The sequence below is a fragment of the Streptomyces sp. ICC4 genome (assembly GCF_003287915.1).
Taxonomy (GTDB): domain Bacteria; phylum Actinomycetota; class Actinomycetes; order Streptomycetales; family Streptomycetaceae; genus Streptomyces; species Streptomyces tritrimontium.
In genome coordinates this window covers 7,391,840-7,412,862 of record NZ_CP030286.1, presented here as the reverse complement: position 1 = coordinate 7,412,862, position 21,023 = coordinate 7,391,840, and the positions used below count along the sequence as shown (strand labels likewise).

The following is a 21,023-nucleotide window of genomic DNA, read 5'->3' as shown; positions in this document are numbered from 1 at the left end:
ACACATGGCGCTGCCGGAAATCGCATACACCGCTCAAAACACGGCGTTCGTAGCGTGGCGTCCATGAATCTGTTCAAGCGAGCCTGGTGGCGGCTGTGGGGCCATCTGGGCAAGACGGTGATGCTGGTCGGCCTCTTCTTCGTCATCTGCACCCTGGTCCTGTCCGGGTTCCTGATCCAGTCGGCCGCGGCACGCGCCGCCGAGTCGGCGAAGAGCAGCGTGGGCGCGGTGGCCACGATGCAGCTGGACCTGAACGCCCTGATCAACTCGGGGAAGTCACAGAAACCGGAGGCGGGGCAGGGCGGCACGATCGGCGCCGAGGGTGACCTGAGCCGCGGGCTGGTGGACAAGATCTGCACGTCCTCGGTGGTGGCGCAGTGCAACTACTCCAAGGACGGTGTCGCGGCCCCCACGGGCCAGGTCAAGCTCCACCAGCCGGTTCCGGGGCCGGCCGGCCAGGACAGCGGGGGAGTGGACTTCTTCAAGGCGGACGGGGTCCGCGACCTGGACTCGGTCTCCGCGTTCCGCAACGGCGAATCGAAGATCATCGCCGGTTCCGGAATCGCGCCGGACACCAAGAACGACATCGTCGTCATCGAGGAGCGGGTGGCCAAGGACAACAACCTCAAGGTCGGCGACAAGGTCAAGCTCAACGCCAACATCCAGAATCCGGACGGCCGGCTGGGCACCAAGGAGATGGACTTCACCGTCGGCGGCATCTACACGAACGGCATCCCCGACCCCCGCGCGTACGTCCCGCCGATGGCGGCCCCCTCGAACCAGATCTACGTCAGCCCGGACGGCGCGACCCGCCTCGACGGCAAGGAACCGGGCGCTGACGGCGGCGTCCTCAAGCAGGCCACCTTCACCCTGCGCGACCCCGGCGACCTGGACAAGCTGAAGCAGGACGCGAAGGCGGCCGGAGCCGACCTCAAGATCTTCCCGCTGACCGTCAACGACAAGCAGTACAAGACCCTGGTCGGCCCCATCAACAAGACGGCCGACTTCGCCTCCATCACGGTCTGGCTGGTCGCCGTCGCCGGCACCATCATCCTCGCCCTGATCATCGCGTCCAACCTGCGCGAACGGCGCAAGGAACTGGGCATTCTGCTCTCGCTCGGCGAGAAGAAGCCCAAGCTGCTCGGCCAGCACCTGGTCGAGGTGGTGGCCTGCGCGGTCCTGGCGATCGGCTTCGCCGCCGCGGGCAGCCAGCTCCTCTCCCGGGCCATCGGCGACCAACTGCTGTCCGGCGAGGTCTCCTCCGCCAACGACCGGGCCGCGAACGAGGCCAACAAGCCCGACCCCTCCGACCCCACGGGCGGCGCGAACAAGAGCGACCAGCCGCAGGTCAAGCCCATCGACTCGATGGACATCCGGCTCGGCCCCGCCGACATAGGCAAGGTCGGCGCCACCGGGCTCGGCATCGCCGTCCTGGCCACGCTCGTCCCCGGCGCCCGCGTACTGCGCCTCAACCCGCGCGACATCCTGACGAAGGGCGACTGACGTGACCACCCCGATCCTCGAACTCAAAGACCTCAGCCGCGCCTACCAGAGCGGAAACCGCCGGCGCACGGTCCTCAAGGGCGTCAACTACGCCTTCGAGGCCGGCCGGATGTACGCCGTGATCGGCCCCTCCGGCAGCGGCAAGACCACCCTGCTCTCCCTGGCCAGCGGCCTCGACTCGCCCACCACGGGCAGCATCCGCTTCCAGGGCCAGGACGTCGCCCGGCTGGGCCTGGGCCGGTACCGCAACCGCCATGTGGCCACGGTCTTCCAGTCCCTGAACCTGCTCACCTACATGACCGCCGTGCAGAACATCACCTCCGCGATGGAGATCACCGGAGTGAAGGGCGTCAACAGGAAGCGGCGTGCCGTCGAACTCCTCGACCTCCTCGGCATCGAGAGGTCCGATCAGAACCGCCGAACGCTCCAGATCTCCGGCGGCCAGCAGCAGCGAGTCGCCATCGCCAGGGCCCTGGCCTGCGAGGTCGACGTCCTCTGCGCCGACGAACCGACCGGCAGCCTCGACCACGAGACGGCCGCCGGCATCATCGAGGTGTTCCGGAAGCTGGCCCACGACGAGGGCAAGTGCGTGATCGTGGTGACCCACTCGCGGGAGGTCGCGAACGCCTGCGACGAGGTCCTGCAGCTGAAGCGGGGCAAGCTCATGACCGTGTGAGCGGCGGGGCCACCGAGGCCCGCCCCCTCGCGAGGTCAGCCGACCGGTGCCATGTCGTACGTGACCCACATGGTGCGGGTGGCCACCTGGTCGTACTTGGCCCGGGCGCGGTGGTTGTCGTCGGCGGTGATCCAGCGGACCACGCTCCAGCCGCGGTCGGCCGCGATCTCGCGCAAGGCCGTGAGCAGGCGGTCCGCGGCGCCGGAGCCGCGGTGCGCAGGATCGACGAACAGGTCGTCCAGGTAGCAGCCGGTGGTGGCCGACAGGGGGCGGGCGAACGGGCGGTAGTGGGCGAGGCCGATCAGCCGGCCGTCACCGTCCTCGGCGACGAGGGCGCTCACCTCGTGCGCGGGGTCGTTCACCCACGCCCACACGCGTTCGGCGGCTTCCTCGGTCTGCTCGACCCGGTAGAAGTCCGCGTAGCCGCGGTACAGCGCGCGCCACTGCGGGAAGTCCCCGTCGCGGACTTCACGGACGGTGATGGTTGTCGACATGATGCGTACTTTCTTCGTCGGGAACGGCCCTTCCCAAAGGATCATGCCTGACGCGCCTCCGCGGAACGTACCCGTACCGCTCCCGGCGGCGGTAGGGATCCCGGCGGCCGGGTGCCTTGACAGTCGAAGTGATTAGCCGCCATATTACTTCCATGACGAGGGACGGCAGCGACAGTGAGGCGCCCACGCTGGACCAGGCCAGGCGGCAGGTCGAGCACTACGGCTTGGAGGTCGATCCGCAGGCGGTACTGGTCGCGGTGCGGCTGATCTCGGCAGGCGCGAGGGTCGGCCGGGCGACCGAGGCGCACTTCGCCAGGTTCGGCCTGTCGACGGGGCGCTACCGCGTGCTCGCCGACCTCGAAGACCACGGCGGGGAGAAGTCCCCCTCGCACCTCGCCGCCGACCTCGACGTCTCCAGGGCCACGGTCACCGGCCTGCTGGACGGCCTCGAACGCGAAGGCCTGGTCGCCCGCCGCCCGTCCACGGAGGACGGCCGCGGCACGGTGGCCGTCCTGACCGCGCGCGGGGCGCAGCGCCTGCGCGACATGGCACCCGAGCACTTCGGACGGCTCGAGGCGATGGTGGGCGGGCTCTCCGCCGAGGAGCGCGCGGTGTTCCTGGACCTGCTCGCCCGCGTCGTGCGGGGGAGTGCGGCCCTGACCGCCGACTGACCCGGCTCCCGATCAATGTTGGCCCCGCCCTCCGGGCAGGGCCTCCTTTTCGGGGTAATGGTTAGCCGCCTAATCAACCTGGTGGCCCTGGCTCCGCCACAACCCTTCGCACCTCACGCGATCGAGAAAGAGGCCCGGCATGACCGCAACGAAGGACAGAACGAAGGACAGAACGAAGGGCAGAGCGAACCGAGACCGAGCAGCCTCCCGGCCGGCGCGAAAGTCCCGGCCATCCCGGCCACCCCGGCCCTTCGCCCTGTGGCGCGAGGTACTGACCGCCTACGCCGCCCCCGCGCTGACGGCCGGGGCCGCCGGAGCCCTCACCGGGCAGCGGGACCTGGTCGTGGCCGCCTGCACCTCCATCGCCGGCACCTCCGCCGTGGTGGCGTTCCTCGTCGGAGCCTGGCTGCGGCACGGCGGGCAGCCCCGGCGGTGGACCGTCAGCACGCCGCGCATCGCCCTGACCGCCGTACTCGTCATCACCGTCGCCGGCGCGGCGGCCCTGCTGGGATGGTGCACCACCCAGTGGTTGCCCGCCCACACCCCGATGCCCGCCACCCCGTGGCTGGAGCGCCTGCGCGTCGACCTGCCCGTCTCCGCGGCCCTCGCCACCACCGTCGTCACCCGCCGGGCTGAAGGTCTCGCCCGACGGGGTGCGGATCGCGCTGCTGCTCGTGGAGCGGGAGAGCCGCAAGAACCTGTACATCGGTCGGATCGAGCGGCCCGACGGCAAGGCAGACGCCTCGGCCGTCCCGGTGCGGGAGCTGCGCCCGGCGGCCCCGCAGCTGGCGGACGGGACGGCGATGAGCGGGGCGCCGCGCGGCCGGGCGGGGGGGGTGGGCCGCGGGGGCGTGGTGGGAGGCGTCGTCGGATCGCTGGGCACACCGCCGTTCGTCCACACCGGCGCGGGCCACAGGCCGGAGCAGGTCTGTCCGGTGTTCCAGCCGGAGTTGCCGCCGCCGTCGGTGATCTGGAGGCCGGCGCCGATGCAGTTGTGGATCGGGGTCGCCGACTGGGCGATGTTCTTGGCGGTGACGCGGGTGAACTTGGCGGCGATGTTCGACTGCGCCTGGATGGCGTAGGTCCCGGCACCGTCGATGTTGACGTTGGTGAACTCCACCCCGCTGATGGGGCCCTCGATCGAGTGGATCGCCGCGTACGAGGAGTCCAGGATGTCCGTGTCGGAGATCTTGATGCTGGCGCCCTGCACGGCCTCGTTCAGGCCGGAGAACCAGATCGCGCCGACCCCGAAGTTCCAGTTGAAGTCGCTGTTCCCGGTGCGGATGAGGGTGTTGCGCGCGGCGGTGATGGTGCCGGCGACCGCGGTGCCCCTGCCCGAGTTGACGCCCGGGTAGCGGTTGGCGATGTGCAGGCCGCCGCCGTTGCTGATGGTGTCGGACATGACGTTGTCCGAGATGGTGAAGTCCTTGCCGCCGTACGTGACGATGTTGTTGGCCAGGATCGGCAGGACGACCGTGTTGTGGTCGAAGCTGATGTTGGTGTTCGGCTTGTCCTGGGGCCAGGAGGCCAGCCCGTCGTCACCCGCGTTGCGCACAAAAGTGTTGGTGACACGAGAATTCGTGACACCGGTGTGGAAGTTCACTCCGTCCGCTGTCATATCGAGGAAACGGCTGTTCTGGATGGTGAAGCGGTCCATCGGGCCGTCCATCCAGGCGGCGACCTTCACGTGCTGGATCCAGAGGTTGTCCAGCGTGGAGTGGGACATCGCCCCGCCCACGGCGTTGACCTGGTCGTCGTCGATCCGGTCCCGGATGTCGCCGATGATCGCGAAGTCCTTGAGGGTGACGTTCTTGCTCGGTCCGTTCGCCTCGTGCGGCCGGACCGGCCCCGTGTAGCCGCCGCCGGGGACGTACTTGCCGTAGAAGCCGGCGGCACGGTTGCGGTTCACCGGGTCGCGTCCGCCGAAGACGGTGTACCAGGGCCCGGCCCCCTGGACGGTGACGCCGTCCACGACGACGTGGTCGTAGAGGGTGTAGGTGCCCGGCGGGACGTAGACGGTCTTGCCCTGGGCCTGTCCCGCGTCGACCGCGGCCTGCATGCGGGCCGTGGAATCGGTGCCACCGGTCGGGTCCGCACCGAAGTCGGCGACGGCGTCGAGCGCCCCGGTCGGCTTGCCGGCGGCCGGGGCGACCTGCTCGAAGTCGGCGAGGTCGATGGTGAAGCCGGGCGACTGGGCGGTCGAGGTCACCTGTACGCGGATCTTGGTGCCGGCCGGGTAGGTGGAGCCCAGCAGCGTGCGGGACTCGTCGTAGAAGTGGTGCGGGTTGGTGTCGCCCGGGTTGTTGTTGAAGGGATAGCCGCCGTAGTACCAGCTGTACTTGGAGGTGACGGGGAGGGTCTTCACCGACTGGCCGTTCGCCCGGACGTCCAGCGTCGCGTCGCGCCCCTTCCCGTCGGCCGTGTCCGGGAGGCTGTAGCGCAGGGACATCGCGTTGGCGGGCTTGGCCAGGGTGAACTCGACGTACTGGCCGACGGCGTTCAGCGTCACCGCCTGGCGGCCGGACGCCTCCGAGGGGAGGCTCCCGTAGAGCCGGTCGGGGCCGATGAACGTGCCGTTGGTGGCCGCGTACTCCGCCTCCAGTTCGGTGAACGGCACGCTCGCACCCCGCCCGGCTATGCCGATCGGCGAGGGCGCGGGCACCCCGGCGGCGTGCGCCGCGGGGGCGGCGCCGAAGGTCAGGGCGGTCAGGGCGGCGGTCCCGGTGAGGGACAGGGCCAGGAAGACGGCGCAGGCCCGCCGTCTGAGGGAGCGGACTTGCTCGGGCGTGGGGGGATGGCTCTGTGGCGACTGGGGCACGGGCACGCACGTCCTTGCGGCTCGATCGGCGGGGAGCGGAAGTCACTCAACGCGGGACGCTACGACTCCACATGACTGAGAGTCTATGAGTTTGCGCAAAAAACCGATGCACCTCTGCAATAAACACAGGCTGTTGGGTCTTTTTCGCGTGCTCTCCGCTCACCCGCGGCGTGGAGAAACACGCACACCGGCCCGGGCTGCCGGTCGGGCTGGGCACGGCGTTAGCCTCGGCGGATGCTTCCCGCACGAGCTCCGAAGATCATCACGCGCCACCGCGACGGACAGATCCGCGCCTACGTGCTCGACACCGACTCCGGCACCGGCTCCGGCACTTCCGGTGCGCTGGAGCCCGCTGCGGTGTTCCGGCCACGGCCCGGTGACGAGGTCGTGCAGTCGGCCGTCCGGCCCGGTCTGGAGCACGTCGTGTACACGACGCTGAACGAGGTCGTCTGCCTCTCGCGCACCGGCGACCTGGTGTGGACGTCGGCCTTCGAGCCGCGCTCCGACGTGCTCCACGGCCACCGGCCCGGCTGTGAGCTGTCCTTGGACGGGCGGACCGTGTGGGTCTACCGGCCGGACGCGATGGCGGGACGCGGATCGGACCAGTGGGTCGTGTACGACGCCGAGACCGGAGCGATCCTCGGCCGACGGGAGCTGGAAACGGTCGGGCACGGCGCCGGCCACCACGTGCACCCCGTGGACGGCAGCATCTACCTCGACATCGGTGAGGGCCAGGACGGCGCCGTCATCCTCCGGGGCACGGTCGGGGCCGACGACGGGCCGGAGTTCGTGACGTACCCGTGGGGGGACCGCTGCCTGGTCGACCTGGCGCCGGACGGGGAGCAGTTCATGACCGTCGACCACGAGCAGGGGGACGTCGCCTTCCACCGCCACCCCAGTGGTGACGTGCTCTTCACGCTCCCCGTCGAGGCCTTCGGGTACGACCCGGAGGAGACCTTCGTGGAATGGAGCGGCGGCTACCTGACATCGGACACGGCCGTCGTCACCCTGGGCGGTGAGGACGAGGACGAGGAGGAGTGGTTCCGCCACCACCTGGTCGACGTGAACACGGGCACGGTCGGCGGGGAGATGTTCGTCGAGACGGCCCATCCGTACGAACTCGGGCTCCTGGGCGACGGCTCCTGGCTCACCGAGGGCCCGGACGGCAACCCCGTCCGCTGGTCCCGTGCTCCGCTGCCGCCCGATCGGGTGCCGGTCGTTCGGGCCGCGCGGGGCTGAGGGCGCAGGGCAGGCAGTCGGGCGCAGTCTTCGGATGAGGGTGAAGCAGTCCCCCGCGCTTCCGGCCCAGAGCCGCCGGACCACCGCGCGCGGCGAGCGGGCGGGCGCCACCCGGTCTACGGGGTGGTGAGCTCCGGAAAGGTGAAGGTGTAGCCCTGCGCCCTGAGCCACGGCAGGTACTCCTTGAGTGCCGCGACGGTCTCGCTGCGGTCGCCGCCCCCGTCATGGAAGAGGACCGTCGGCTGCGCGGGCAGCTTGCCCTCCACGGTGGCGACGATCGCCGGCAGGCCCGGCCTGCTCCAGTCCTTGGGGTCCACGCTCCAGCCCAGGGGCCGCATCCCGCTCGCGGCGGCTATCGCACGGCTGTCGGGAGTGAAGGCACCGCCCGGAGCGCGGTAGTAGTTGACGGCGACCCCCGGCACGGCCTTCTCGATCATGGCCTTGCCGTCGAGGATCTGCTGCTTCTGGTACGCGACGGGCTTGTGGTCCATGGTCACGTCGTGGTCGACGGAGTGGTCGCACAGCTGGTGCCCCTCGGCGGCGACCGAGCGCACCAGGTCCGGGTACTGCTGCGCGCGGGTTCCGATCATGCAGAAGGTGGCCTTGACGTGGTTCTGCCGCAGCACCTCGAGGACCTGGGGCGTCCAGCGCGGGTCCGGACCGTCGTCGACGGTGATGGCGATGTCGCGGCCCGAGCCCTGCGCCAGCCGGGAGATCCCCAGCGGAACCCGGGCTGAGCCGTAGGCGCTCGCGGCGGAGGACCGGTCTGCGGAGGACTGGCCCGCCGAGGCCCCGTCGGCCGACCGGGCGATCGGGTCCGCAGAGCCCGCAGAGAGCGCGGAGCCCCCCGGGCTCGTCGAGGCCGCGAGGGCCGGTGCGCCGGCGCACGCCAGCAGGCCGAGGGCTGCTGCCGCCACGGCGGATCCCGCCCGAAGACGGCGTACGGAACTGCGGGTGATGCCCATGGAGGCGCTCTTCCTTCGTGCTCGGCCCCCCGGTCTCACACTGCTGCCGGTCCAGGCTAGGTCGTCCGACCGGGCGCCGTCCTCCCCCGTTCGGCCCATGGCGAGGGCCGCGGGGGGCCCGGCGCGGGCGGGAGGGCCGCCCCCGCTGCGGCGCCGGGCCCCGGCGGACGAACAGGGTGATGTCCATCACGGCGACGGCGGTACGGGCCGTGGTGACGGCAGGGCTCGGGTGCGCGGCCGGGCAGCTTCCTCGGCGCCAGCCCTTGCCTCACCTATCGAGATTCGATAGATTCCCATCGTGAATCGATGGAGGGATGGGTCGTGGGAAAGCTGACAGTGTGGGCGCTGCGCGCCGTGCTCGTGGTGGTGCTGGCCGGCACCGTGTTCGTACAGGCGGGGATGGTGTGGGCGTTGTTCACCGACCCGGAGGAAGGGTCGCTCCCGCTGACCCCGCTGCGCCTGGTGACGATCCTGGGGATGGTGTCGGTCCAGGTCGCCCTGGTCTGCGTATGGCGGCTGGCGACGATGGTGCGCCGCGGAACCGTGTTCTCCCACGCCGCCTTCCGGTATGTGGACGTCGTGATCGGCGCGATCGTGGCGGCTGCCCTCGTGTGGTTCACGGTCACGGCCCTCAACGCGCCGTCCCAGCGGGAGGACCCGGGCGTCACCGTCATCATGGGCGGGGTCGGCGTGGCCATCCTGGGGGTCGCGCTCTTCGTACTCGTGCTGCGGACGCTGCTCGCCCAAGCCGTCGCGCGCGACGTCGAAGCGGCACAGATGCAGGCCGAGTTGGACGAGGTGATCTGATGCCGATCGCCGTCGACATCGACGTGATGCTGGCCAGGCGGAAGATGTCCGTGGGCGAGCTCGCCGACCGCGTGGGCATCACGCCCGCCAACCTGGCGGTACTCAAGAACGGCCGCGCCAAGGCGGTGCGCTTCGCGACCCTCGCCGCGCTCTGCGAGGTGCTCCAGTGCCAGCCGGGCGACCTGCTGCGCTGGGAGGACGAGGACACCGCGGGCGACTGACGCACTCCGGGGCAGGCGTGAAAGGGCCGTCAGTCAGCGGTTGTCGGGGCTCAGCAGCGCGGCGGCCGCGGCGATGAAGGCGACGGACGCCTCCTTGGCCGCGTGCCGCCGGGCGTCCAGCTCGGTCCGGTCGAGGGCCTTGCGCAGCGCGTACGTGGCATCCGCGGCCTGCTGGGCGGGGCCGGCCAGTCCGGGGATCAGGACCTGTAGGCGGATGTGGGGCGCGGTGATGGCCGCCCGGGTGTCGTGGGACCTCGTCTGGGCCTCCAGCTGGTGCTCGGCGCCCGCCTCGGCCAGGGCCAGGCGCTCCCGATGGAACATCGCCGAGCGGTGCGCGTCCAGGGCCGCCGCGAAGTCGGTGACGGCACCGAGCTGGTCCTGGCGGTGGCTGTCGGCGCGCTGCTCAGCGCGTGCGGCGCCCGCCGAGCGGTGCTGGAGGAGACCGGCGGTCAGGGCGCCGGCGAGGGTACCCAGTACGGCAACGATCGAAGTCCATAGGGCCATCGGGCATCGGGTCCTGTCGGGTGGTCGGTTTCGGCGGTGAGGCCGCCGGACAGCGAGGTGGTGCCCCCGATCACCGGTTACGGGCCGGGAGGCGCCGAGGCGCCGAGCCGCCAGCCTGCACGTCCACCCGCCTGTGGTTCAAGCCGATTGCCACACTGTCGAGGCCGCTTCGGGCCGGGTGAGGGCGGGCGGATGCCGGCCGCCCTCACCTGTCGCACGCCGGCGGCGGGAGCGGCCGGATCAGCGGGTGGCGCCGAAGTCCTGCGTCCAGTACTGGCCCGGCTGCGCGAGGCCGATGCCGATCTCCTTGACGTTGCAGTCGAGGATGTTCCGCTTGTGGCCCGGGCTGTTCATCCAGCCCTCCATGACCTTGGCGGCGGTGTCGTAGCCGTACGCGACGTTCTCGGCGTACGTGCTCCACTGGTACCCGGCGCGGGTGATCCGCTGACCCGGGTCGGAGCCGTCGGAGCCGGTGTGGGACATGTTGGAGTGGGCGGCCATGTCCTCACTGTGGTCCTGCGCGGCCTTCGTGAGCTTCTCGTTGACGGTGAGTGCGGGGCACCCGACCGTGGCGCGCTCCTGGTTGACGAGCGCGAGGACCTCGGCCACGGCGCCGGAGGGCGCGGCGGAGTCCGAGGGTGCGGGGGTCCCGGCCGGCTCGGCGGGCGGTTCCACGGGCTGCTGCGGCTCGGGCTGTACGGGGGGCGCGGTGTCGGCGACCGGCTCGGCGGGCGCCTCGGCGACGGGCTGCCCTGCGGGCTCGGCGGGGGCGTCCGCCTGGAAGGGGGCCTCCGCGGGCGGCTGCGCGCCCGGGTCGCCGAGGGGGCCGCCGTGCCAGGGGCGGCTGTCCTGCTGGGACGCGGCGGGCCGCACGGGGCCGGTCTCCTGCGGGTCGAGGCAGGCCATGGCCGTGGTGGGTACGGCCACGAGGGCCAGCGCCCCGACGGCGACGACTATTTTCCGGTGGTGCGTCTTCTTACGGTGCTTCTTCATGCGGGACCTCACTCGGTGATCGCGAAGCTCCCGGCGCCGGACCGCGAAGGCGCCGGAGGAGTCGCCATTCTTGGAAGCCCGGCGGCGGCCTGGCAAGCTGCCGCCGCCGAGCCGGTCAGGAGGCTCGGGACGCCGCTTGAATCGGCCGGAAGATCGTGCATTCCCCCGCCGCGGCCGCACCGGCACGCGCCTGGCCCACCGCCAGAACCGCTCCCCGTCAGCCATGTTGGAGCGAGAGAAACGGGAGTCGCAGATTCCGTTTCTGGCGGAGTGCGGCATGTCAACACCAAACAGGTACATATAGGGAAATGCCTCCAGGCAGAGGATCACCGTGGGGCCGACGGGCCACCGTGCGGTCCGTGACGCATGTCACGGCTCCGAGGTGGAACCGGACGTCAGCGCCGGGGAAGGTGTGCCGGGTCGCGGTGTCCGGTGCGGTGCATCTCCCCCAGCTACCGCTGGGAGGGGCCCCCCGGGCGGAGGGCCGCCGCTTGTACTGGACGTACTTCGGTGGTCCGACAACGCGGCGAGGTGCCGTGCCGGGCGCCGCGACCCGGTGGACCTTCCCGGTCACAGCACTAGGCACGATGCCACCTCGACGAGGCGGCGCCCGGCGCCGGTGAGGGCGGCGTCGCGGCGGCGGGTGGTGACCAGGGTCCGTCCCAGGTGGCCGTCCGGCGGCCACAGGCCGCGTACGTCGGCCGGGTCGTCCACGTCGTCCAGCACCACCAGCCACCGGCACGGTCTCTTGCCCGGCTTGGGTTCGAGCCAGGCAAGGAACGAGATGGCGGCGCGGTCGGGGTCATGGGGGTCGGCCCGGCACAGCTCGACGCCGGCCTGCGCGTACGCGTTCACCACGGCCGAACGCGTCGCGGCGCTGACCCACACCAGAACGTCCACCGTGCCGTCCCGCCGCGCGGTGTGGGCGTAGTCGGCCGCGAGCTGCGTCTTGCCGACCCCGCCCATCCCGGTCAGCACCTGGGACAGGACCGCGGTTCCGCCGCCGTGCACGGCCGTACGCAACCGGTCCGCTTCGGCGCGGTACTGGAAGCACTCCGCCAGTGGCGGGATCGGCCTGACCAGGTACGGCCAGCCGGCCGGTTCCTGCGGTCCGCGCTGGAGCACGGTCAGGCTCCCGCTGACCGCGGTCGCACCGGGTCCGATCGCCCGGTCTTGGTGACCGCCGGACCGCCCTCGGCCGGGCCCCAGTCCGCCGCGGGCTCGGGGCGGTCAGCTGTAGTCGACACCCGTGCTCGCCCTGCTGCCGGTGCCGTCCACGGTCGCGTCACCGGGTCGCGTCACCGGTCCGCGCCGCCGTTGCCGGGGCGCACCACCCCGGCGCCGGCGCCTCCGGGGGCCTCGGCCTCGCCCGTATCGGCGGCCGTGTCCGCCGGCCCCCGCGCCTGGCCGGTGGCCGGGTGCTGAAAGAGCGTCCGGAGCAGAGCGGCGATCGCCACGGCCGCCTGGACCGAGGCCCCGATCATCTGTCCGGTGTCCGGACTGTCCAACAGCCAGACCAAAGGCCGTCCCCTATACACATCTGACGCCGCCGACGCTCTCCCCTCGACACTCTACCGCCGCGGACCGGCCCACCGGGTCCCGGGGCTTGCCCACCGGACCCTGGGGCCCGCCCACCGGGGCCTCGGGCCGGGCCGCCGGGTCCGAGGGGCGGGCGTCGAGGGCGCCGACGCGGTCCGCGAGGCGCAGCAGCCTGCGGACCTTGTCCTGCACCGCCTCGGCCGGGACCCGGCCGGAGGCCAAGGCCTCCAGCAGCGGCTCGCCCCACGGGCCGTGGGGGCCGGGCATCGCCAGGTCCTGCGCGGCGAGGGCCGAGGCCTCGGTGGAACGAATGCCGCCCCAGTCGGAGACGACCACCCCGTCGAACCCCCACTCCCCCTTCAGGGGTTCGGCGAGCAGGGAACTCTCGCTCATGGTGGTGCCGTTGACCTTGTTGTACGCCGACATGACGAGCCAGACCCCGGCCCGGACGGCCGCCTCGAAGGGCGCGAGGTACAACTCGCGCAGCACGCGCTCCCCGAGCCGGACGTCGAGGGTCAGCCGCTGCGTCTCCGAGTCGTTGGCGACGTAGTGCTTCGCCGCCGCGGCCACTCCTCGCGACTGGATGCCGCGGATGAGGGCCGCGCCCGTACGGCCGGCGAGCAGCGGGTCTTCGGCGAAGCACTCGAAGTGGCGGCCGGCGAGCGGGCTGCGGTGCAGGTTGAGCGTGGGCGCGAGGAGGACGTGGACGCCCTTGCGGCGGGCCTCGTCACCGAGCAGCTCGCCGAGCCGGCGGACCCTCTCCTCGTCCCAGAGCGCCCCCAGCGCCGTGGGCGAGGGCAGCAGGGCCGAGGTGGACGCCTCGTCCCAACCGGGCCCGCGCACACCGCCCGGACCGTCCGAGAAGACCATCTCCCGCAGCCCGATGTCCGGTTCGGGATGGGTCCGCCAGACGTCGGCTCCGCTGAGCAGCCGCACCCGCTGGGCGGGATCCAGTTTGTCCGCCAGTCGTTCCACGTCACCGTCGTGCATGTCCACCCCTTGCACACCATCCATCCCCATCGCTCGGAGAGCGCTCTCCCGCATGCTCCCGGCGCACCGGATCGACTGTCAACGGCCGCGTGCGCCATCCGCCCGGCCGGAAGGCCCGCACCCCGGCAATGCGCCTCTCGCGCACCCGGAATCACGCCGCCGACACCCGGCTCCGACCGGGCGGCGCAGCCGGAAGGGCCGGGTGGGGTGCGCACCTGTCGTTGGCCTGCCCTCTGGCCAGGTGAGGAGGCCGAGGATGCGGCGTCGGTGCACGGGCGGCACACCGGCACCGCGGGCAGGGCGCCAGACCGCCAGGCCGGGGTGGCGGTCCGTGCGGCCCGCGACCACGCCTCGCCGCCCGCGAACCGGCGCCGTTCCCGCCCAAGGCCGAAACCCGGCCCCGGACCGGCCCGCTCCGGTCCAGTGCTGTAACCGGAAAGGTCCACCGGGTCGCGGCGCCCGGCACGGCACCTCGCCGCGTTGTCGGACCACACCGGTACGTCCAGTACGAGCCGCGGCCCTCCGCCCGGGGGCCCCTCCCAGCGGTAGCTGGGGGAAATGCACGGCACCGAACACCGCGACCCGGCAAACCTTCCCGGCCACAGCACCAGGCCGTCTCTTTTGGATCTTGTCGGCCGAGCCCGCGGCGTCTGGTGCCGTGCCTGGCAAGGCGGAGGGGCGCTGCGTGTACTGGACGTACTCGGGCGCCCCGACAACGCGACCAGGCGCGGTGCCAGGCGCCGCGGGCCCGGCAAGATCCGAAAGAGACGGCCCAGGCGGCCCGTCGTGAGCGCTGCGGCATCCCCACCACTCCCGGGCACGGGGCCGTCGCCGCGTTCCGTCCGGGCCCGACCGGCCCGGCCAGAGCCATGCGGCGGGCCGTTCCACCACGCCCACCACCCACGTGGCCGCGGCGGGCAGGTCACCCCGCCCTACGGCGACGCCGGTACCGACGCCGGCACCGGCAGGCGGCCGCGGTACGGCCTCACCGCTCCCACGGATGCAGGGCACTCCAGGTGCCACCGGTCGCCGCGAAGACCAGGTGCGAGCCCTCGAAGACTTCTTCGGCGTTCTCCGGGCACAGGCTCCCGAAGCGTTCGGCGCACAGGTCCACCTGCAACAGCCCGTCGAAGCGGGTGAATTGCGGTGGGTCGTAGAGCACCCAGGAGAACCCGTCGCTCTCGTCGATACGGAAGCGCCGCACGTCGAGCAGGTCCAGGGACACCGGTTCCCACCGAAGGCCCTCGCCGACGACCCGGGCGTCGATGACGAGCCTGGCGACCCGGCCCCTCGTCGCTCGCGGACCGTACTCCTGATCGAGGACGACGCGACGGAGGCAGGCGTCACCGAACTCGTAGCGGGCCAGCAGGGCCGCGATCCCTTCCCCGGTCAGCGCGTGAGGTCCGGACCTCCGGTCCGGAATCGGCGCTCTGGTGTCCACGGTGCTCCTTCGTCGGTGCCGCCATCGTAGGAGACGCCCAGATCCGCGCCGCTGCAACGCCCCGCCCCGGCCCCTACGGCCCGTTCCCATCAAGACGAGGGGGGGGTATCCATGCAGGTCAAGACGGCTGTGCGGGGGCTGCACGGGCTCCGAGGCGGCGCACGAAGCGGCCGACGGCGCCCACCCCCCGGGGGCCGGTGGTGGAAGAACTCCTGCCGACCCCGGCCGGACCCGTGCGGCGCCGAGGGCGGCCACCCTGCACCGGGGGCGGGGAGCCGTGACGACGCACACCGCGCCCGAGGACCGGCCGACGTTCGGGCGCTCGCCGAGCTGTGCCGGGTCGCGGCGGCGCAGCGGAGAGGAGCCGGCGGACCGGGTGGCGGGCCGGGCGACCGCGGTCGTCCTGGAACCCACGCGGTCCGCAACTCCGCCCGCTCGCCGGCCCGGGGGCGCACCGCGCCGTGTCGTGCCCGTCGACGTCACCGGCGGGCGCACGCCCGTACTGCCGGGATGTGCGCAGCCGTCACGCCGCGGTGACGGGCTCGGCGAGCGGATCGGCGCCGCGACGCGCGCCTGCTGACCGTCCCGGCCTGGGGGCCCGTCCTGGTGCCGGGAGCACCACGGCCGGAGCGACCACGCCTACGGCGCCTGCCCGCCCCTGCTGTTCGCGCCACGCCTCGCCGGCTGCCCGGGCCCCGCGGTGGTGGTTGGCCGCATGCCACGCGGATGCGGGAACCGCCCGGACCGCCCGGGAGCCGAACACCGCGCGCGGCTCGCCGTCGACTCCGGCCGTGCACCGACCCGCATCGGCCTCGCAGCCGTTCACCCGGACCCGGGCACCGGCGGAGCGGCCTGCCGCCACCACGGTCCCGGCCCCGTGCGGGGAGCGCGGGAGCGCGGGGCCCGCGCGCTCACTCGTACTCCGTGCCGCCCTTGCGCGTCAGGTACGCGGGGCTGACCGCCTTCGCGATGGCCCGTCCGCCGACCACCGGGCTGTGGCGCTCGGCCGCGGGCCGGATGACGACGCCCTCGCGCAGGTGCAGGCCCCGACCGGACACGGTCTCCCGCCCGCTCGCCCACTCCAGAACCGTGTCCAGGCCATAAGGTCCTTCGAACAGCCTTGGAACCAGAGGCAGTTCACCGTCCGCGAAGACCTGCGCCGGGTCCAGCCAGCGCACTTGTCCGTCGATCTCGGCCGAGACGTCGAAGACGGCGTACCCCGGGGGCGCCTCGGCCGTCCGTACGTCCGTCCCGTACGGCAGGTCCTGGACCCCCCTCCCGAACACCTCGGCGAAGATCCCGACCCGGCTCGCCCCGAGCCGCTCCGCCAGCCGGGCGGCGGCCGCGGGCACGTCGTGGCCCCGTACCGCCCGCCAGTACAGGTTGCGTCCGTCCTCCCGGAGCGCCAGCCCCTTGGAACCGAACCCCTTGGAGGAGACCAGGACCCGCCCGTCGCCCTCGGCCACGTACGTCAACAGGCAGGCGGTGCCGTGCAGTTTCTCGGTGAGGACGACCGGCTCGCCGGGCTCGAAGATGCCCGGGTAGCGCTGGAGGTTCTCGATGTCCACCCACGGGAGCAGCTCGGTGGCGGCCTCCACCTCGCCATCCATGGTTGTCGGGACGGGCGGGGACCATTTGGTGATGCCGAGCGCCTCGGCGAAGTCCGTCCCCTCCTCGGCCGCCCGGACGAGGTCCGCGCCGGCGAGCGCGCGCGGCAGGCAGACCAGGCCCTGCGACAGTTCGCCGCGCAGCCGGACGGCCTTGACCCGGTTCGCCTCGCCTCCCGCGAGCCGGCCGGTGAGTCCGAGCTCCGCGATCAGACCGGCGGGTAGTACCGCCTGCTCGGGTATGTAGAGCGCGAAGTCACCGGTGCGGTAGGCGCCCTTGGCGACGACGGCCCGGTAGAGGCCCACTTGGGCGAGCTCCAAGGCGTCGGCGTTCGGGTGCGGATGGACGGCGAGCTCTTCGGCGGTGACCCGCAGGGTCGACATGGCGGTGCTCCTCGTATGTGACGGCGTCAGGTCTCGGCCGCCACTCTGCGACCTGCCATTTCCACTGGTCCAGCGCTTATCGCGGTGTTAGCCTGCGCCGGCCGTCCCCCTGTTCGACGGCCTCGTGGGCACGGCACGGGTACCGCTCACACAGGAGGTCCACATGTCACATCGTCCGGTCACCGTCGTCACCGGGGGCAGCCGCGGCATCGGAGCCGCCACCTGCGTCCGGCTCGCCGACGACGGGCACGACATCGTGCTCGGCTACCTCCGCGACGAAACCGCCGCCAAGGCCACGGCCGACCGCGTGCGCGCGGCCGGCGGCCGGTGCGTGACCGTGCGCGGCGACACCTCCGAGGACTGCGGGGTCGAGCGGCTCTTCGACATCGCCGGGGCCGAGTTCGGCGCGGTGACCGGCCTCGTCAACAACGCGGGCGTGACCGGCACCCCGGGCCGGCTGGCCGACACCAGCACCGAGGACCTGCGCCGCGTGCTGGACGTGAACCTCTTCGGGTACCTGCTCTGCTGCCGTCGGGCCGCCCGGGACATGGCCGGGTCCGGCGGCGGGGCCATCGTCAACGTCTCCTCCGCGGCCGCCACCCTGGGCAGCCCCGGCCGCTACGTCCACTACGCCGCGACCAAGGCCGCCACCGACACCCTGACCCTGGGGCTGGCCAAGGAACTCGGCCCGGACGGCATCCGGGTCAACGCCGTGGCTCCCGGCATCATCGAGACCGACATGCACGCCGCCATGGGCGACCCGGACCGACCGGCGCTCGCGGCCGCCGAGATCCCGCTCGGCCGGGCCGGCCGCCCCGCGGAGGTCGCCGCGGCCATCGCCTGGCTGCTCTCCCCGGACGCCGCGTACACGACCGGAACGATCCTGCGCGTCGCCGGCGGCCGCTAGTGCTGTGACCGGAAAGGTCCACCGGGTCGCGGGTCCGCGGGAGTGTGTCCGCGGGAGTGTGTCCGCGGGCCGCGCTCGGGGGCGGGCTGGCAGGATGGCCGCATGGAACGTGTGCTGGGAATCGGCGGACACTTCATGCGGGCCTCCGACCCGGTGGCCCTGAGCGCGTGGTACCGCGACTGCCTGGGCCTGGACGCCGACGAGCACGGGCTCTGGCGCCAGGAAGCCGGGCTGACGGTGTTCGCGGCGTTCGAGTCCGACACCGACTACTTCGGGTCCCGCGCCCAGCAGACCATGCTCAACTTCCGGGTCCGCGACCTCGACGCGATGCTCGCGCAGCTGCGCGCCAAGGGGGCGGACGTGGCCGAGGAGACGCAGGACATGGACGGTGTCGGCCGGTTCGGCTGGGTCACCGATCCCGAGGGCAACCGGATCGAGCTGTGGCAGTCCGCCTGAGCGCACCGGCCGACACCCGGGCCCCAGGGAGGTCGGGGCCGCTCAGCCGCCGGTCGGGAACACCGCACGCGTGGCCGGGCCGTAGACGCCCAGCGGGTCGCCCTTGATGCTCCGGTTCTGCTGGAGCTGGGTGACGCCGCGGCGGGTCTGGTCGTCGTAGACCCCGGTGAGCGAGACGTACGTGAACCCCTGCGCGTAGAGCCGTTCCTGCAGGGCGCGCACCTCGGCACCGCGGTCCCCCGGACTCAGGGTCCCGGCCCCCTCCGGCGGCTGCGCGCCCGTGGGACCCGGCGGCTTCGGGTCCGGGCTCTTGGCCGTCGGCGGGCCCGCGGCGGGCGGGGCCGTCGCGGAGGTGGCCGCGGGCAGGGCGGGCGGTGCGGACTCCGCGGGCGGCGAAGGCTCCTCCCCCGCCCCCGGGCTGCGCGCCGGGAGCACCGGCACGGACAGTCCGGGCGGGGCCACGGCGCGCGGCGGCTCCTCGTCGGGGCCGAGCAGGACGAGCGCGAGGACACCCGCCGCGCCGAGTGCGAGCAGGGCGAGTCCGACGAACGGGAGCCGGCTGCCGTGCCGGTCGGAGTCGGACGCCGCGCCCGGGAGCACGGACGCCGGCTCCGGCGCGGGCACGAGCGGCGGCTCGGGAACGGCGACGGACGGCCCGAAGCGGGTCGGTACGGAGATCCGGCCGGACTCATCGGGCCAGGCGGGGTACGCCGGCCCGGACGGCAGGTCCGAGCCGGGCACGTAGGGGCGTACGAGCAAGCGATCGTCGTCGGGCACGATCCCACTCTCATCGGGGTCAGGGGTCACGGTTGTCTCCCGGCGGGTACGGGGGCCGGCGCGGCGGTGCGGTGTCGGCCCCCGTACCCGGCCGGTCAGGCCCTGCGCCGCCGGGCGACCAGGACCATTCCGGCGCCGGCGCCGGCGGCCGGTACGGCTGCGCCGCCGATCGCCGGCGGCACCGCCGTGCCGGCGCCGGTCAGTGCGAGCCCGGCGCCCGATCCGCCCGTGCCGGAGGCGCCCGGGGTGCCGGGAAGGCAGCTGGTGGTCCCGGCCTTCGCCCAGCCGTACTCCGAGGCGAAGTCGATGGGCGAGGGGCCCTTGGCCGCCGTGCCGCGCCGGGCCTCGGAGGTCCCGGAGAGGGTGCCGCCGCGGCTGCCGTCGAACTCCCCGTGGCGGCCGGCCCCACCGAGCGCGCCGGTGCGGGTGGCGGCGTCCGCCGCCGGGGCGGCGGAGGTGGGGGGAGCTGCCGCGAGCACGCCCAGGGCGGCGGCGAGGGAACCGCCGAACGCGGCCGAGGCGGGCGAAGAGCGGACGGATTGGGGCATGGGGGATATCTCCGAAGTGCGGCTCGTACGGTGGCGCTTGCCGCTCGGGCGACGGGGACGCCGGTCCGGGCGGTGGTACTCGCCCGGCGCACTCTTTCCCCCGGGGATGCCCCAGGTCAAGCCTGATGTCCGATGCACCCCATCCGCCCTATGTGTACATGACGACTTCGGCCAAACCCTCCCACCGGGGCCGGTCGTCCTGCGACACTGACCGGCCGGTCGTCCGGATAGCGGACGGTCAACTCCTGGCCGACGGGCCACCGGTGGCACGTCGCGACGTGGAGGTGGCCCACACGGTGCCGGCCGCCAGGGCCATCAGCACCGCTCCGGTCAGCGGTGCGGCGGGCACGGAGATCCCGTCGACCGCGAGGCCGCCGGACAGCGCGCCGGCGGCGATGGCCAGGTTGAACATCGCGACCATCAGCGAGGACGCGGCCTCCGCGTCGTCCGGCGCGGCCTTGATCATCCAGCTCTGGCAGCTCACGGACACCCCTCCGTACACCAGCCCCCAGGCGAGCAGCAGCACCGAGCCCGCGACCGCTCCGGGCACGGTCGCGATCAGCGCGAGGATCACGGCGAGACAGACCCCGACCGCGAGCAGCGTGCGGTGGGCGTCGCGCGAGCCCGCCAGGAAGTTGCCGGCCACGCCCGCGAGCCCGTACCCCAGGAGGAGGGTGCTCACGTAGCCGGCGTCCACGCCCGACACGTCCTGCAGGATCGGCCGTACGAACGTGTACGCGGCGAACTGCCCGGTCACCACCAGGAAGGTGACGGCCACTCCGGCCCGGACCCCGCGGTTGCTCCGCAGCAGGGCGGGGAGTTGGGCGAAGGTGATCTGGCGGGTCGGCGGCAGCGGGGGCAGCAGCAGGAGCAGGGCGGCCAGCGTGAGGACTCCGAGTCCGCCGACCGCGGCGAAGGCGAAGCGCCAGCCGCCGAGTTCGCCGAGCAGGGTCCCGGCGGGGACGCCGAGCACCGAGGCGGTGGGCACTCCGCCGAAGACGAGCGCGGTGGCCCGGCCGACGTGGCGTTCGGGCACGAGGCGGACGGCGAGCCCGCCGGCTATGGCCCAGAAGCCGCCGACGCTGACCCCGACGAGCAGCCGGGCCGCCAGGAGCACCGCGAAGCCCGGGGCGAGGGCGGCGACCAGGTTCGCGACGGCCATCAGCGCGATCAGCCCGACCAGTACGAACCGCCGGTCGAGCCGGCCGGCGCCGACGGTGACGAGCGGCGCGCAGAACCCGGCGACCAGGCCGGGCACGGTGACCATCAGCCCGGCGACGCCGTCAGACACGCCGAGATCGGCGCCGACGGGCGTGAGCAGGCCCACCGGCAGCAGTTCGGAGGTGATCAGGCAGAAGATCCCGAGTGCGACGGCGCACACGGCGCCCCAGCCCTTCCATCCGGGGACGGCGCCCTCGGGGGCGGGGTCGGGGGCGCCCCGCACCGCCCCGGGAGCCCCACATGGCCGCGGCCGCCGTCCGCC

20 protein-coding genes and 1 pseudogene are annotated in these 21,023 nt (G+C 73.0%); 8 read left to right on the top strand and 13 right to left on the bottom strand.

Features of this window, described 5'->3' with window-relative positions:
* Positions 1–63: 63 nt before the first annotated feature.
* On the top strand, positions 64–1,503 hold the full coding sequence (locus tag DRB89_RS34820; RefSeq protein WP_112448983.1) for an ABC transporter permease: 1,440 nt from the start codon (positions 64–66) through the stop codon (positions 1,501–1,503).
* Position 1,504: 1 nt separating this feature from the next.
* Positions 1,505–2,179: an ABC transporter ATP-binding protein gene (locus tag DRB89_RS34815; protein WP_112448982.1), complete on the top strand. Its 675-nt coding sequence runs from the start codon at positions 1,505–1,507 to the stop codon at positions 2,177–2,179.
* Positions 2,180–2,214: 35 nt separating this feature from the next.
* On the opposite strand, the gene DRB89_RS34810 is transcribed toward DRB89_RS34815, so the two are convergent.
* The gene (locus tag DRB89_RS34810) at positions 2,215–2,673 is read right to left on the bottom strand and encodes a GNAT family N-acetyltransferase (RefSeq protein ID WP_112448981.1); all 459 of its coding nucleotides are present in this window, start codon (positions 2,671–2,673) and stop codon (positions 2,215–2,217) included.
* A gap of 152 nt (positions 2,674–2,825) precedes the next feature.
* Here DRB89_RS34810 and DRB89_RS34805 point away from each other — a divergent pair, with 152 nt between their 5' ends.
* Positions 2,826–3,344, top strand: a complete 519-nt coding sequence (locus DRB89_RS34805; protein WP_112448980.1) for a MarR family transcriptional regulator — start codon at positions 2,826–2,828, stop codon at positions 3,342–3,344.
* Positions 3,345–3,417: 73 nt separating this feature from the next.
* On the opposite strand, the gene DRB89_RS34800 is transcribed toward DRB89_RS34805, so the two are convergent.
* Entirely contained in the window at positions 3,418–6,162 is a 2,745-nt protein-coding gene (locus DRB89_RS34800) for a glycosyl hydrolase family 28-related protein (RefSeq protein ID WP_112463572.1), read from the bottom strand.
* A 234-nt stretch (positions 6,163–6,396) separates the two neighbouring features.
* On the opposite strand from DRB89_RS34800, the gene DRB89_RS34795 reads away from it, so the two are divergent.
* Positions 6,397–7,401, top strand: coding sequence for a hypothetical protein (locus DRB89_RS34795; protein WP_112451267.1), 1,005 nt, complete (start codon positions 6,397–6,399; stop codon positions 7,399–7,401).
* Positions 7,402–7,517: 116 nt separating this feature from the next.
* Here DRB89_RS34795 and DRB89_RS34790 read toward each other — a convergent pair whose 3' ends face one another.
* Positions 7,518–8,366 carry a polysaccharide deacetylase family protein gene (locus DRB89_RS34790; RefSeq protein ID WP_112451266.1) on the bottom strand — a complete coding sequence of 283 codons (849 nt, stop codon included), beginning with the start codon at positions 8,364–8,366 and terminating at the stop codon, positions 7,518–7,520.
* A 321-nt stretch (positions 8,367–8,687) separates the two neighbouring features.
* On the opposite strand from DRB89_RS34790, the gene DRB89_RS34785 reads away from it, so the two are divergent.
* Positions 8,688–9,173, top strand: coding sequence for a DUF2975 domain-containing protein (locus DRB89_RS34785; RefSeq protein WP_112453842.1), 486 nt, complete (start codon positions 8,688–8,690; stop codon positions 9,171–9,173).
* Positions 9,173–9,394, top strand: a complete 222-nt coding sequence (locus tag DRB89_RS34780) for a helix-turn-helix transcriptional regulator (RefSeq protein ID WP_112451265.1) — start codon at positions 9,173–9,175, stop codon at positions 9,392–9,394. Before DRB89_RS34785 ends, DRB89_RS34780 begins: the two co-directional genes overlap by 1 nt.
* 33 nt (positions 9,395–9,427) lie before the next feature.
* Here the strand turns inward: DRB89_RS34780 and DRB89_RS34775 are convergent, their stop codons facing one another.
* The 7 genes and pseudogenes from DRB89_RS34775 to DRB89_RS34745 form a co-directional block, all read right to left on the bottom strand.
* Positions 9,428–9,898, bottom strand: a complete 471-nt coding sequence (locus tag DRB89_RS34775; RefSeq protein WP_112451264.1) for a protein kilB — start codon at positions 9,896–9,898, stop codon at positions 9,428–9,430.
* A 240-nt stretch (positions 9,899–10,138) separates the two neighbouring features.
* Positions 10,139–10,891: a CAP domain-containing protein gene (locus DRB89_RS34770; RefSeq protein ID WP_112451263.1), complete on the bottom strand. Its 753-nt coding sequence runs from the start codon at positions 10,889–10,891 to the stop codon at positions 10,139–10,141.
* A 570-nt stretch (positions 10,892–11,461) separates the two neighbouring features.
* The gene (locus DRB89_RS34765; RefSeq protein WP_239516488.1) at positions 11,462–12,016 is read right to left on the bottom strand and encodes an NB-ARC domain-containing protein; all 555 of its coding nucleotides are present in this window, start codon (positions 12,014–12,016) and stop codon (positions 11,462–11,464) included.
* 173 nt (positions 12,017–12,189) lie between these two features.
* Positions 12,190–12,399 (bottom strand): hypothetical protein, encoded by a 210-nt coding sequence (locus DRB89_RS34760; RefSeq protein WP_343234832.1) that lies wholly within the window; start codon positions 12,397–12,399, stop codon positions 12,190–12,192.
* Positions 12,400–12,565: 166 nt separating this feature from the next.
* Positions 12,566–13,420, bottom strand: a pseudogene (locus DRB89_RS34755) (glycoside hydrolase family 3 N-terminal domain-containing protein); the annotation flags it as partial.
* Positions 13,421–14,405: 985 nt separating this feature from the next.
* Positions 14,406–14,861, bottom strand: a complete 456-nt coding sequence (locus tag DRB89_RS34750) for a hypothetical protein (protein WP_112452134.1) — start codon at positions 14,859–14,861, stop codon at positions 14,406–14,408.
* Between the two features lie 911 nt (positions 14,862–15,772).
* Positions 15,773–16,852: an RNA ligase (ATP) gene (locus tag DRB89_RS34745; RefSeq protein WP_112452135.1), complete on the bottom strand. Its 1,080-nt coding sequence runs from the start codon at positions 16,850–16,852 to the stop codon at positions 15,773–15,775.
* Between the two features lie 163 nt (positions 16,853–17,015).
* Here DRB89_RS34745 and DRB89_RS34740 point away from each other — a divergent pair, with 163 nt between their 5' ends.
* Both DRB89_RS34740 and DRB89_RS34735 read left to right on the top strand, forming a co-directional pair.
* Positions 17,016–17,759, top strand: a complete 744-nt coding sequence (locus DRB89_RS34740; protein WP_112452136.1) for a glucose 1-dehydrogenase — start codon at positions 17,016–17,018, stop codon at positions 17,757–17,759.
* A gap of 102 nt (positions 17,760–17,861) precedes the next feature.
* Complete coding sequence (locus DRB89_RS34735) at positions 17,862–18,215, top strand: VOC family protein (protein WP_112452137.1); 354 nt, start codon at positions 17,862–17,864, stop codon at positions 18,213–18,215.
* A 42-nt stretch (positions 18,216–18,257) separates the two neighbouring features.
* On the opposite strand, the gene DRB89_RS34730 is transcribed toward DRB89_RS34735, so the two are convergent.
* From DRB89_RS34730 to DRB89_RS34720, 3 genes are all read right to left on the bottom strand, one after another.
* Entirely contained in the window at positions 18,258–18,992 is a 735-nt protein-coding gene (locus DRB89_RS34730) for a peptidoglycan-binding domain-containing protein (RefSeq protein WP_112452138.1), read from the bottom strand.
* A 95-nt stretch (positions 18,993–19,087) separates the two neighbouring features.
* Entirely contained in the window at positions 19,088–19,540 is a 453-nt protein-coding gene (locus DRB89_RS34725) for a hypothetical protein (RefSeq protein WP_112452139.1), read from the bottom strand.
* A 238-nt stretch (positions 19,541–19,778) separates the two neighbouring features.
* Positions 19,779–20,984, bottom strand: a complete 1,206-nt coding sequence (locus tag DRB89_RS34720; RefSeq protein WP_239516487.1) for an MFS transporter — start codon at positions 20,982–20,984, stop codon at positions 19,779–19,781.
* Between the last annotated feature and the right edge of the window lie 39 nt (positions 20,985–21,023).